Raw genomic sequence first — 12,618 nt, forward strand, 5'->3', positions numbered from 1 at the left:
AAATCCCTCTCTTTACCTTAATTTAAATATACCCTATTGTAAATAAAAAAATTAAGCTTAATTGAATTTTAAAATAAAAAGATTAGAATAATATTAAGATATATAATTATTAACAGATAATTTAAAAAATTCAAAAATTATCTTGACTAATTTAGTAAGGATTGTATAATTAATTTTGTAATAGAAAAGACATGGAAAAGAAGAGTAGATTTATCATACTTTACAGAGAGGTTATTTTGCTGAGATTAACCAAGTTAAAATAAATTGAAATGCATCTTGGAGTTCTACACCGATATTAGGCTGTAGCGGCATCTACCGTTATCAAGATAAGGGTTTATAGACCCTGAGAGATTTTTGTTATTGTAATGAAAATAAAAAGGTGGAATCACGGTAGCTCGTCCTTTGTTTGGACGGGCTTTTTCTATTGTTTTTTTATAAAAATTTTTTTGGAGGTACTATGAAAATCAAATCAAAAATTGTAGGTGTTTTGTTGATTGGATCTCTTGTTTTTACAGGTTGCAAGAGCCAATTAAATAATGGTGAAAATAATCCAAGTGAAAGTATGTCAAATGTAAGTGAAAGTAAAAATATTAAGACTGAAGATGTACAAAAAATTGCAAAAGAAAATGCAAAAAAAGATATAAAAGAAGAACCAAGATATAAGGATAAAATAAAATTGGGTTATTCTGGAGATCTTTGCTTGGGTGCACCAAATATTGCGAATATAAATGGATATTTTAAAGATAGTGATGTAGAAGTTGAATTTGTAAATACAAAAAATCCTAAAGATGCTTTGGGAAGTGGAAAACTTGATGGCTTAGTTGGAGAATTTGCAGGAATGATTGTTCCAGCTACAAAAGGACTTGATATAGTATTTTCATCAGCTTCCCATACTGGATGTAAATCTCTTTATGTTTTAAATGACAGTAAAATTACAAAAACAAAAGAGCTTGAAGGAAAAAATCTTGCTATAACAAATGGAATTGGTAATTCAAATCATAATACAGCTTTAAGATTTTTTAACCATGATGGTGTAAATCCAGATAAGGTAACTTATAAACAAGTTGATAATGCAGCAGTTATTCAAGCTATGAAAGATGGAGAAATTGATTCTGCTGTTTTGGATGATCAATTTGCAAAACAATTTGTAGATAAGGGAGAAATTAGAGCAATTAGATCTATGACTCACGATGAAGATTTTGGAAAAGAAGTTTGCTGTGTATTAGCTTTTAATGGAAAATTTGCAAAAGAAAATCCACTAATAGCTGATAAGGTTGCAACTGCAATTCAAGAAGCAAATAATTATATGCAAAATAATCCAAAAGAAGCTACTCAAAAATTATTTGATAATAATCTAGCTAGTGGAGATTTTGATGCAGGACTTGAACTTGTAGAATCATATGATTATTCTGTAAAAAATGATCTTGCAGAAGATACTTTAAAATCTATTTTTACAGATTATAAAGAAATTGGATTAATAAAAGATCAAAGAAGTGTAGATCAATTAATGAAATCATATTGGTTACCTATGGGTAGTTTTTATGATGAAAAATAAAAAATAATTTATAGAAAAGGAAAGTATTATGGACAATGAAAGGACTAATGGTGAAAAAAAATCTATATTTAGAAAAATTTTACCAATAATTTTTGCGATTTTTGCAATTTTGGAATATTTATATTTTCCAAATCACCAAAAAAATATGAAAGCAACTCCTGTTTATTTATATTTTTTGATATTTTTACTAGGTCTTTATTTGATATTTTTTATAATATCATTTAAAAATGAAAAAATAGGCGAAAAACTAAGATATAAATCCCCCTTATATTCATTTGTATTTGCTATTTTAATAATTTATGACCTATTAACATTAAAATTTGCAGTTTTACCACTACCATATTTTGCATGGCTTGATATGATTATGAATTCTATGATTTCTGATAAGGGATTTTTGTTAGAATCAACTCTTGCAAGCTTAAAGTTATTATTTACAGGATATTTTATTGGAGCTATTCTTGGAATAATTACAGGAATTTTGGCTGGTTATTCTAAAAAAGTTGATTATTGGGTAGATCCATTTTTAAAATTATTAGGACCAATTCCAACAACAACTTGGATTCCAGTAGTTATGGTTTTAGCAACAAGTCTTTTTGGAGGAGCTGTTTTTATTATAGGACTTGGAGTTTGGTTTCAAACAACTCTTGCTACAATGACAGGAATTAAAAATGTAGATAAATCTTATTATGAGGCAGCAAAAACTTTGGGAGCAAGTGAAAATGAATTGGTAAGAAAAATTGCTATACCATCAGCAAGTCCTAATATTTTCCAAGGTTTAATTTCAGGTATGAGTTCAGCTTGTACATCACTAATTGTTGCAGAAATGCTAGGGGTTGAATCAGGACTAGGTTGGTATATTACATGGAAATCTTCTTGGGCTGATTATTCTTCAATGTATGGGGCAATAATAATTTTAGCTTTGACTTTTATTATAGTAAATATAATCTTAAAAAAGATTTCATCAAAAGCATTAAGATGGCAAAAGGAAGTGTAAAATGAGCAAATTAGAATTAAAAAATGTTTCAAAAGTATTTGAAAAAAATGAAGAAGATGAAAAAACTCATGCCTTAAAAAATATAAATTTATCAATTGATAATAATGAATTTGTGTCAATAGTTGGGCCATCAGGTTGTGGAAAATCAACTATGCTAAGACTGATTTCGGGCTTAATTAGACCAAGCCAAGGAAAAATTTTATTAGATAATGAAGAAATTAAAAAACCTTCTTCAACAAAAGGAATGGTTTTTCAAAAGCCAACACTATTTCCATGGTTAACAGTTGGTGAGAATGTTGGATTTTCTGGATCATTAAAAAACGAAGAAAAAATCGATGAAAAAGAAATTGACTTAATGCTTAAAAAAGTTGGTCTAAGTGAATTTAAAAATTCATTTCCAAAACAATTATCAGGTGGAATGGCCCAAAGAGTTTCTTTGATTAGAACAATGATTGCAAGGCCAGAAGTATTCTTGTTAGATGAGCCTTTGGGGAGTTTGGACGCTTTTACAAGAATGAATATGCAAGATGAAATTTTAAATTTATGGCAAGAAATTAAAAATTTAATGATAATGGTAACTCACGACGTAGAAGAAGCTGTATATATGTCATCAAAAGTTATAATCATGGAACCAAGACCTGGAAGAGTAAAAGAAATTGTCGATATCGATTTAGATTATCCTAGAGATAGGACAAGCGATAAATTTATAAATTACAGAAATAAAATTTTAAAAACTTTAAATTATTAAACATAAGCTAACCTAAATATATTTAGGTTAGCTTTTTTTTCTAAAAATTGTATAATCTATGTGATAATCTTTCTAAAAGAAAGGATTTTTATGAATGAATATTTAAATAAAAATAAAAAAATTGCTGCAATAATTTTTGGACTAATAAATGTTTCTTTAGCCTATTTATCATCTTATTATTTGATATTTGCATTTTTTATTCCAATTTTTACGGCTATAAAATTGTGGAAACTAGATGATAAAAATAAAATTATATTTTTATTTACATCAGGTTTATTTTCTTCCATAATGAATATTGAACTTACAATTTATATATTATTTCCAATGATTATTTATGGAAATTTTTTATATTACTTGATAAAAAGAAATAAAACAGATAAATTTAGTTTAAAAGTATTAACTATAATTATGTCAGTTTTATCTTTAGCAATAATTGGGTATCTTTACCATAAGTATGATATTAAGATTGTTGAACTTACAAAAGAATTTGAAAAAATAATTTCTAAGCAAAATATTAAAATTGAAAATAAAATGATAGAAAATAGTATAAAAACTATTCCATCATTTGTAATTATTTTTTCACTAATTTATAGTTTAATATCTTTGAAGTTAGTTAGAAACTATTTGAATTTTAAATATAAAAATATTAGAGATTTGAAAAAGATAAATTCATTTAGAATAGTTCCAAAAGATTTAATCATTATATTTATATCTTTAATTGTAGCTATAATTATTTGTAAATTATTAAAACTTTCAAATGAATTTATTATTTTAAATGCAATAGTTACACTTAAATCATTATTTGTCTTAAATGGAACATTTTTATTAGATTATTATATATCATTTAAAAAAAGTAAAGTCTCAAAAGTTATAAATTGGTTTTTCATATTTTTACTATTTACTTATATATCTGAGGCTATCGCCTTAGTTGGAATATTAGATATATTTATAAACTTAAGAAAAAAAGTGAGGGTAGCATGAAAGAAAAATTAAAATATTTTACAAAAGAAAATTATTTGTTTATTCTGGCCCTACCTCTTGTTATATCTATAATTTTGTTTTTTTATGAAAAAATATTTGCAACTATAGGAATTATTCTTGTCGTTGTATTATATTTTTATATTAGAAAAATTGATGAGCACAATGAGGATTTCTTCCAATCTTATATTGATGAAATGGATTATTCATTTGATGAAATCACTAAAAATATTGTTTTTCAAATTCCATTTCCCATAGTTATTTTGGAAGAGGGCAAGATAATAAAATGGCATAATTCAAATTTTAAAGAATTATTTGAAGCAAAGAATTTAATTGGAAAAAGCATAAATAGTTTTGTAAGTGATTTTAATGAAATAGATTTTTCAAAAGAATCAGATAAGGCAATAACAGTAAATATTTATGATAAAACTTTCGAATTTTATTATTCAACAATAAAAAGAGAAAAATATGGTAAAGAATTAACATTTGTTTATGGAATAGATAATACAAGTGATGAAAATATTAAAAAAATATTTAAAGAGCGTAGACTTGTAGTTCTTTCTATGTATATTGATAATTATGATGATTTAAGGCAATCAACAAAAGCAAGTGATAGGTCATCACTTACAGGTGAAATTGATAGAATTATAATGAATTATTTTGAAAAATATGGTGCCATGGTTAGAAAATACGAAAATGATAGATACATGGTTATGATTCATTATGATGATTATGTAAAAATTTATGAAAGTAAATTTAAAATTTTGGATTTAGTAAGAGAAGTTAAAAAAGGAAATTCTATAGAACCAACTTTGTCAGTTGGTGTAGGACTTTCTGGATCAAAACCAATAGATATTTATGAAGAATCTAGAGTTTCAATCGATATAGCCTTATCTCGTGGAGGAGACCAGGTTGTAATAAAAGAAGGAGATAATTACGAATATTATGGAGGAAAATCAAAAGCTACAGAAAAAATTTCCAAAGTAAGAAGTCGTGTAATTTCTCAAGCCTTAAAAAGAATGGTAGAAAATTCTTCAAAAGTTTTTGTAATGGGACATAATAATCCAGATATGGATTCATTTGGTTCGGCTCTTGGAATTTACGAGGGAATAAAAAGTATTGGAAAAGATTGTTATTTCATTTTAAATGGCGTAAACAAACCTATCGAAAATATTTACAATAGAACTATAGAAGATCTAGAAGGATTTAGAGAAAATATTGTAACAGAAATTAGAGCTTTAGAATTAATGGACCAAGGATCTTTGGTAATTGTTACAGATAACCACAGAAAAAATTCTACTGAAGCTCCATCAATTTTAGACAAAACTGATCAAATTGTAATAATTGACCATCATAGAAGAGGAAATGATTATATTAGAAATGCAACAATTTCTTATATAGAACCTTATGCATCAAGTGCAAGCGAACTTGTTACAGAAATTTTAAATTATTTTGATGAATCTTTTAAAGCAAGAGTACCAGTTGCAGAAGCTCTACTTGCAGGACTTACTGTTGACACGAAAAATTTTGTTTATCAAACTGGAGTTAGAACATTTGAAGCTGCATCAATTTTAAAAAGATGGGGAGCAGATTCCATTATTATAAAAAGAATGTTTAAAGATGATTTTCAAATAGTAAAATATAAATCAGAAGTGATAGCAGATTCAACTGTTGTTAATGATTTTATAGCTATAGGTCATTTTAATAGAGAAATGGACGGATCAACATTAATTGCAAGTCAAGCAGCAGATGATTTATTAAATATAAAAGGTGTTAGAGCAAGTTTTGTTTTAACAAAATCAAACGACAGAATTCACATATCAGGAAGAAGCTTGGGAGATATCTCTGTACAATTAATTCTTGAAAGAATTGGTGGAGGAGGACATTTGACCTCAGCTGCAACCCAACTTGATATGAGTATAGATGAAGCAGAAGTAATGCTTAAAAAAGCAATAAAAGAATACCTTGAGGAGGAAGTTGAAGATTATGAAGATAATACTAACTGATGATGTTAAAAAAATTGGAAAGAAAGGCGAAGTAGTAAATGTAAAACAAGGTTATTTTAGAAATTATATATTACCAAATAATCTTGGAGTAGAGGCAAATAAAGAAAATTTAAAAAAACTTGATGAACATTTAAAACAACTTAAAGAAGAAGAAGATAAAAATATAAAAGAAGCTAAAGAAAATAAAGAAAAAATTGAAAAAACTGACATAACAATAAAAGTTAAAGCAGGAGAAAATGGTAAATTATTTGGCTCAATTACAAATATGGATATCAAAAAAGCACTTGATAAAAAGAATATTGAAGTTGATAAGAAAAAAATCGAAAAAGCGGATATTGATTCTCTAGGAAAATATGAAGTAACAATAAAACTTTACCAACAAATTTCTGCAAAATTAAAAGTGAATGTTGAGGCAGAATAATGGAAGAAACTCTTAGGCAAATGCCTAGTGATATTTCTTCAGAAATGGCCATAATTGGTTGTATACTTAAAAAAAGTGAAAGCATAGACCAGGCTATACAATTAGTAAAGCCATATGAGTTTTATGATTCAAGATGTCAAAGAATTTATAAGACTTTAGTAAATATGTATCAAAAAGATATAAAAATAGATGAAGTAAGTCTTATATCAAAATTAAAATCAGAAAATATCTTGAAAGAAGTTGGAGGAGAGGAGTTTATAGTAGAAATAACACTCTCCTCGTTTTATACTCCAAATATGGATCAGTACTGTGAAAATGTCAAAGAAAAAGCTTTATTAAGAGCCTTAATCACAGCATGTGATGATATAGTAGGAAAATCTTACGAGCAAAAAAAGGATGCTAAAGAAGTTATAGAAATGGCAGAATCAAGAATTTTTGAAATAAGTCAAAAAAATCTTGATAATGGTCTGGTAAGAGTTTCTGAAACAATGGATGAAACCATAAAACAATTAGAACTTTTAAGTTTAAATGATGGAAAAATTACTGGAGTTACTACAGGAATTTCAAGTGTTGATGATAAATTATCAGGACTACAAAGCTCTCAATTAATTTTACTCGCAGCAAGACCTGCTATGGGAAAAACTGCTCTTGGTCTTACTATGGCATGGAATGCAGCTAATGCTGGAAAATCTGTTGCATTTTTTTCCCTAGAAATGTCAACTTATCAATTGAATCAAAGATTAATTTCTATGGTTTCAATGATTGATCTTGAAAAAATAATTACAGGAAATTTGGAAGCTGATGAATGGATTGAAATTATAAATGCAATCACAAAAATTAAAGAAAAAGAAATTTATGTAGATGAAACTGCAGGAATAACTTTGTCAGAGCTTAGAAGTAAGTGTAAAAGATTAAAGGCTGAAGAAGGTCTTGATTTAATTGTTATTGATTATTTGCAACTTATGACTGGAGAGGGAAGATTTGATAATAGGCAACAAGAAATTGCTCAAATTTCTAGAGGATTAAAATCTTTATCAAAAGAAATAAACTGTCCAGTTTTATCTCTTGCCCAATTATCTCGTGAGGCTGACAAAAGATCAGATCACAAACCAATTTTATCAGACCTTCGTGAATCTGGAGCAATCGAACAAGATGCAGATGTGGTTATGCTTTTATATAGAGAAGATTATTATGATGAAGATGATAATCCAAATGTAGCTAAGGTAATTTTGGCAAAACATAGAAATGGTCCTACAGGTCTTATGGAATTATTTTTCCATAAACAATGCACCACTTTTAGGGAGCTAAGTCACGAAGAAGAATAAAATGAAAATTATTGGAAAAGATGATCAAATATATTTAAAAAAAATAGACTTAGACGATGCTTATGATTTGAGAAAATGGGATATGCATGAAGATGAAAGGCTCAAAGGCTATAATTATGGAAATTTTTCTCAAATTGATTGCGAAGTTTGGTTTATGAATGTAAATATCTATAGAAAAAGATACTTTGCAGTTAAAAAAATCGACGATGATTCTTTTATTGCTTTTATTGGTCTAAAAAATTATAATCCTATTTTAAGAAAGAGTGAATTGGGTATAGTTTTTGATCCCAAATATACTTCAAAAGGATATGGATATAAGGCCATGAAAATTTTACTAGATTATTATTTTAATGATTTGAAATTTTATGAGCTATATCTTGATGTAAATGATTTTAATAAGAGAGCTTTTAATCTGTATGATAAATTAGGATTTAAAGCTATAGGAAAAACTATAGAAGTTTTTGAAAATCAAGAAATATGTCCAGATGGTGAAAATTTTATACTTAGAAATGGCAAGGTTTATAGCGTAATAACAAAGATGAGAATAAGAAAAGATGGAAGGTAATAATTTGAAATTTAAAATTCAAAATTTAAGTCTTGATATGGGAGAAACATCATTTGAAAATATGTTTTTAAATACATATGTACCCATGGCAGACGGTGATAGCCTAAAAGTTTTTTTGCTTATATATAAGGACTTAAAATCTTTAGGACAAGTTGATTTAGAAAAAATAAAAAAACAGCTTGCCTTTGATGATCAAAAAATGGAGGAAATTATTTCGTATTGGACAAATATGGGAGTATTTAGAAAAAAAGATATTGGAAATGGCGAAGTTTATCTAGAAATAATTTCCCTAAGACAGGCTTATTTTGGAAATTCTAGTAATAATAAGTCTGAATCTATGCTAGATATTTCTAAAAGAAAGTCTGTTATGTTTGACCAAGTTGAAAGAATCATTCAAAGACAACTTACCCCTCAAGATATTAGAAGGATTCATGAAACTTTGGATGAATATAAGCAAGATCCAGAACTTGTTACAGAAGCCTTTAGGCAGGCTAAAGAAGTAAATAATGTTGATGTAAAATATGTAATGGGATTTTTGAAAACTTGGAGAGACCAAAGTGTTTTTTCTTTAAATGATTTAAAAATTAAAGAAGAAAGAGCAAAATTATCGAGGGAAAAATCTCCCAGAAAATATAAAAGCGCAAAAAAAGTTTATAGGTCAAAAAATAAAGATTTTGATGCAAAAGCTTTCGCCCAAAAAGCTAGAGAGGAAAGATTTAGAAGAATTCTTGAAGGAGAGGATAAATAATGAGTCCCAATGACAATATTTCAAGAATAATTGAAAAAAGAAGAATAAAAAATAAAGAAGATCAGGAAAAAAGAAAAATAGAAATATATGAAAAATTTCCAAGGATGAAGGTGATTGATAATACAATATCATCTTTGGGTAGAAGGGCTGCAATTGATGCCCAAAGTGGTAAAAATGTAGATGATTATAAAAAAAATTAAAAGAGCTTGATAGGGAAAAAGAAGAAATTCTAGTAAAAAATTCCTACCCAAAAGATTATCTTAAAATCCATTATCACTGTGATATTTGTAAGGATACTGGTTTTGTAAATACTGAAACTTGTAGGTGCAGGAAAAAATTAATCATTGAAAGAAAATATTCTCAATCAAATATAAGTAGTCTTTTAAAAAGGGAAAATTTTAGGACCTTTAATACAAATTTGTATTCAAAAAATCTTTATAAGGACTATCCTTTAAGTCCCTATGAAAATATAATTAGAGTTGGAAAAGATGCTAAAAATTATGTAAATAATTTTGGAAAAGTTTACAAAAATCTATATATTTTCGGGGAAGTTGGCAGAGGAAAAACTTTTTTAATAAACTCTATTGCAAAAGAAATTTTGGATAGAAATTATTCAGTTATTTACCTTACTGCAACAAAATTATTTTCTTTTATGAATGATTATTTGTATGCTTTTTCTGAAAAAAAACAAGAATTGCAAGAATCCTATGATTTAATTTTTGACTCAGATCTTTTAATAATTGATGATTTGGGAAGCGAAAATGATAGAAATTCTAACGAAGCAAATCTTTTTGAAATTGTAAATGATAGGATAATAAATAAAAAACCTATAATTTTTTCATCGAATTATGATGTTAATGATCTTATGGATGTTTATGGTCCAAGAATTTTTTCAAGAATTATTGGATCTAGTCAGGTAATGGAAATTTTTGGAGAAGATTTAAGACTTTTATTTTAGGAGTTAATTATGCTTTTAGTAGATCGTGAAACCATGCAAAAAATTGATAATTTTGCAATTAATGAGCTTAAAATTCCATCCCTTTGTTTGGTTGAAAGGGCAGCGATTTCTGTGATGGATAATATTAATCTTGATATAAGACAGACTTTTGCAATTGTTGTTTCTTGTGGAAATAATGGGGCTGATGGACTTGCTCTTGCAAGGAATTTACTTAGCCTTGGAAAAAAATGCTATATTTATATTGTTGGAAATAAGAATAAGGCGAGTGAAGATTTTATTATAAATTATAATGCTTGTAAAAATCTTACAAAAGAAATTTATTCAATTGAAACAATTGAGGATATGGATTTTTTAAGAGAAAATCTTGATAAAGTTAATACAATTATTGATGGAATTTTTGGTACTGGATTAAATAGGCCTGTTTCAGGAATTTATGCAAATATTATTGATTTAATAAATGAGAAAAATATCTATACAATTTCAATTGATCTTCCTTCAGGTTTTGATGCAAATGGTCAAAATAATTATGGGACTTATATAGATAGTGATTTAATTGTTTGTATGCAAATTTTAAAAAAAGGTCTTTTTGAAGATAATTATTTTAGGGATAAAACTGTCATCTGCGATATAGGGCTGCCTAAAATAGCGATTGAAAAATTTATAGAAATTTGAAAAAAAATAAAATGAAAGTATATTATAACTAATTGAATAGAGCTATGATGAGAAGTAGTAGTTAAAAATAACCTTTAGAGAGAAGATGGTTGGTGAAAATCTTTGGTGAAAGTTAATGAATCCGTCTTTGAGCTTATAAATTTAAAGTGAATGAATTTATTTCATTAAATTGGGTGGTACCGCGATAATCTCGTCCCTTTTTGGGAGGAGATTTTTTTATTTTTAAATTTAGGAGGAAATATGTTAGATATAAAATTTGTTAGAGAAAACCCAGATCTTGTTAAGGAAAATATTAAGAAAAAATTCCAAGACGAAAAATTAGTTTTGGTTGATGAAGTTATTGAACTTGACCAAAAATTAAGGGATGTAAAAACTGAAGGAGATAATTTAAGAGCAAAAAGAAATAAAACTTCAAAACAAATCGGTGCTCTTATGGGTCAAGGAAAAAAAGAAGAAGCTGAAGAAGTTAAAAAAGAAGTTGGCGATATTAATGATAGACTTGTTCAAATTGAAGAAGATACTAGAAAATTCCAAGACCAATTAAAAGAAAAAATGCAAGTGATTCCACAAATGATTGATGATTCAGTTCCAATAGGTAAAGATGACAGCGAAAATGTGGAAATTGAAAGATTTGGTGAAAATGTAACTCCAGATTATGAAGTTCCTTACCATGTTGATATTATGGAAAGTTTTAATGGAATTGATTTAGATTCTGCAAGAGATACATCAGGGGCTGGTTTTTATTATTTAAAAGGAGATATAGCTAGACTTCATTCAGCAATTCTTTCTTATGCTAGAGATTTTATGATTGATAAGGGATACGAATATCACATTCCTCCATTTATGATTAGATCTGATGTTGTTACTGGAGTAATGAGTTTTGCTGAAATGGAAGATATGATGTATAAAATCGAAGGCGAAGACTTATATTTAATCGGAACAAGTGAACACTCAATGATTGGTAAATTTATAAATTCAATCAATGATGAAAAAGATATGCCATTAAAAATGACTTCATATTCACCATGTTTTAGAAAAGAAGTTGGAGCTCATGGAATAGAAGAACGTGGAGTTTATAGAATTCACCAATTTGAAAAACAAGAAATGGTTATAATTTGTAAACCAGAAGATTCAAAGAAATTTTATGATGAATTATGGCAAAATACAGTAGAATTTTTCAGATCTCTAGAAATTCCTGTAAGAACACTAGAATGTTGTTCAGGAGATTTAGCAGATTTAAAAGTTAAATCATGCGATGTTGAAGCATGGAGCCCAAGACAAGGAAAATATTTTGAAGTAGGTTCTTGTTCAAATCTTGGAGATGCTCAAGCAAGAAGACTTAAAATTAGATTAAGGGGAGAAAAAGGAAATTATTTTGCTCACACATTAAATAATACGGTAGTTGCTCCTCCAAGAATGTTAATTGCATTTCTAGAAAACTTATTGCAAGAAGATGGATCAGTAAAAATTCCAAAACCATTACAAATGTATATGGGTGGAATGGAAAAATTACTTCCAAAAAATAAATAGAACTTACAGATACTCATTAATAAATACTCAAAAAATCCTAGCTATTTAGCTAGGATTTTGAAGGTAAATAAATCTTCAAGCGCAAATATCGAACTTCAAAAATTGGTGATTTCTAGAT

13 protein-coding genes and 2 other annotated features are annotated in these 12,618 nt (G+C 27.3%); all 13 genes read left to right on the forward strand.

What is annotated here, in order from left to right:
- Nucleotides 1-183: 183 nt before the first annotated feature.
- Nucleotides 184-406: a binding site (T-box leader), on the forward strand.
- Nucleotides 407-457: 51 nt separating this feature from the next.
- The gene (locus ASHG_RS00310) at nucleotides 458-1,555 is read left to right on the forward strand and encodes an ABC transporter substrate-binding protein (protein WP_040396730.1); all 1,098 of its coding nucleotides are present in this window, start codon (nucleotides 458-460) and stop codon (nucleotides 1,553-1,555) included.
- Nucleotides 1,556-1,583: 28 nt separating this feature from the next.
- A complete protein-coding gene (locus ASHG_RS00315; protein WP_040396732.1) occupies nucleotides 1,584-2,549 on the forward strand; it encodes an ABC transporter permease in 966 nt (321 codons plus the stop codon).
- 1 nt (nucleotide 2,550) lies between these two features.
- Nucleotides 2,551-3,297, forward strand: a complete 747-nt coding sequence (locus ASHG_RS00320; protein ID WP_040396733.1) for an ABC transporter ATP-binding protein — start codon at nucleotides 2,551-2,553, stop codon at nucleotides 3,295-3,297.
- A gap of 90 nt (nucleotides 3,298-3,387) precedes the next feature.
- A complete protein-coding gene (locus tag ASHG_RS00325) occupies nucleotides 3,388-4,278 on the forward strand; it encodes a DUF2232 domain-containing protein (RefSeq protein ID WP_040396734.1) in 891 nt (296 codons plus the stop codon).
- The gene (locus tag ASHG_RS00330; RefSeq protein WP_040396736.1) at nucleotides 4,275-6,281 is read left to right on the forward strand and encodes a DHH family phosphoesterase; all 2,007 of its coding nucleotides are present in this window, start codon (nucleotides 4,275-4,277) and stop codon (nucleotides 6,279-6,281) included. Before ASHG_RS00325 ends, ASHG_RS00330 begins: the two co-directional genes overlap by 4 nt.
- Nucleotides 6,262-6,702, forward strand: coding sequence for a 50S ribosomal protein L9 (rplI, locus tag ASHG_RS00335; RefSeq protein ID WP_040396737.1), 441 nt, complete (start codon nucleotides 6,262-6,264; stop codon nucleotides 6,700-6,702). The genes ASHG_RS00330 and rplI overlap by 20 nt, the downstream gene beginning before the upstream one ends.
- On the forward strand, nucleotides 6,702-8,027 hold the full coding sequence (gene dnaB / locus ASHG_RS00340) for a replicative DNA helicase (RefSeq protein ID WP_040396739.1): 1,326 nt from the start codon (nucleotides 6,702-6,704) through the stop codon (nucleotides 8,025-8,027). The genes rplI and dnaB overlap by 1 nt, the downstream gene beginning before the upstream one ends.
- A 1-nt stretch (nucleotide 8,028) precedes the next feature.
- Nucleotides 8,029-8,592, forward strand: coding sequence for a GNAT family N-acetyltransferase (locus tag ASHG_RS00345; RefSeq protein WP_040396741.1), 564 nt, complete (start codon nucleotides 8,029-8,031; stop codon nucleotides 8,590-8,592).
- Entirely contained in the window at nucleotides 8,582-9,340 is a 759-nt protein-coding gene (locus ASHG_RS00350; protein WP_040396743.1) for a DnaD domain-containing protein, read from the forward strand. The genes ASHG_RS00345 and ASHG_RS00350 overlap by 11 nt, the downstream gene beginning before the upstream one ends.
- Entirely contained in the window at nucleotides 9,340-9,540 is a 201-nt protein-coding gene (locus ASHG_RS09230) for a hypothetical protein (RefSeq protein WP_244264210.1), read from the forward strand. The genes ASHG_RS00350 and ASHG_RS09230 overlap by 1 nt, the downstream gene beginning before the upstream one ends.
- 26 nt (nucleotides 9,541-9,566) lie before the next feature.
- Complete coding sequence (locus ASHG_RS00355) at nucleotides 9,567-10,298, forward strand: ATP-binding protein (RefSeq protein ID WP_244264264.1); 732 nt, start codon at nucleotides 9,567-9,569, stop codon at nucleotides 10,296-10,298.
- 9 nt (nucleotides 10,299-10,307) lie between these two features.
- On the forward strand, nucleotides 10,308-10,970 hold the full coding sequence (locus ASHG_RS00360) for an NAD(P)H-hydrate epimerase (RefSeq protein ID WP_040396744.1): 663 nt from the start codon (nucleotides 10,308-10,310) through the stop codon (nucleotides 10,968-10,970).
- A gap of 35 nt (nucleotides 10,971-11,005) precedes the next feature.
- Nucleotides 11,006-11,171, forward strand: a binding site (T-box leader).
- Between the two features lie 39 nt (nucleotides 11,172-11,210).
- Nucleotides 11,211-12,500, forward strand: a complete 1,290-nt coding sequence (serS, locus tag ASHG_RS00365; protein ID WP_040396745.1) for a serine--tRNA ligase — start codon at nucleotides 11,211-11,213, stop codon at nucleotides 12,498-12,500.
- Nucleotides 12,501-12,618: the final 118 nt, after the last annotated feature.

Origin of the sequence: Anaerococcus senegalensis JC48 (assembly GCF_000321005.1) — a bacterium.
GTDB lineage: Bacteria > Bacillota > Clostridia > Tissierellales > Peptoniphilaceae > Anaerococcus > Anaerococcus senegalensis.

Bases quoted from the DNA above. Each gene is read 5' to 3' on its own strand.
- ASHG_RS00310 (WP_040396730.1), top strand. From the start codon at position 458: ATGAAAATCAAATCAAAAATTGTAGGTGTTTTGTTGATTGGATCTCTT.
- ASHG_RS00315 (WP_040396732.1), top strand. From the start codon at position 1,584: ATGGACAATGAAAGGACTAATGGTGAAAAAAAATCTATATTTAGAAAA.
- ASHG_RS00320 (WP_040396733.1), top strand. From the start codon at position 2,551: ATGAGCAAATTAGAATTAAAAAATGTTTCAAAAGTATTTGAAAAAAAT.
- ASHG_RS00325 (WP_040396734.1), top strand. From the start codon at position 3,388: ATGAATGAATATTTAAATAAAAATAAAAAAATTGCTGCAATAATTTTT.
- ASHG_RS00330 (WP_040396736.1), top strand. From the start codon at position 4,275: ATGAAAGAAAAATTAAAATATTTTACAAAAGAAAATTATTTGTTTATT.
- rplI (WP_040396737.1), top strand. From the start codon at position 6,262: ATGAAGATAATACTAACTGATGATGTTAAAAAAATTGGAAAGAAAGGC.
- dnaB (WP_040396739.1), top strand. From the start codon at position 6,702: ATGGAAGAAACTCTTAGGCAAATGCCTAGTGATATTTCTTCAGAAATG.
- ASHG_RS00345 (WP_040396741.1), top strand. From the start codon at position 8,029: ATGAAAATTATTGGAAAAGATGATCAAATATATTTAAAAAAAATAGAC.
- ASHG_RS00350 (WP_040396743.1), top strand. From the start codon at position 8,582: ATGGAAGGTAATAATTTGAAATTTAAAATTCAAAATTTAAGTCTTGAT.
- ASHG_RS09230 (WP_244264210.1), top strand. From the start codon at position 9,340: ATGAGTCCCAATGACAATATTTCAAGAATAATTGAAAAAAGAAGAATA.
- ASHG_RS00360 (WP_040396744.1), top strand. From the start codon at position 10,308: ATGCTTTTAGTAGATCGTGAAACCATGCAAAAAATTGATAATTTTGCA.
- serS (WP_040396745.1), top strand. From the start codon at position 11,211: ATGTTAGATATAAAATTTGTTAGAGAAAACCCAGATCTTGTTAAGGAA.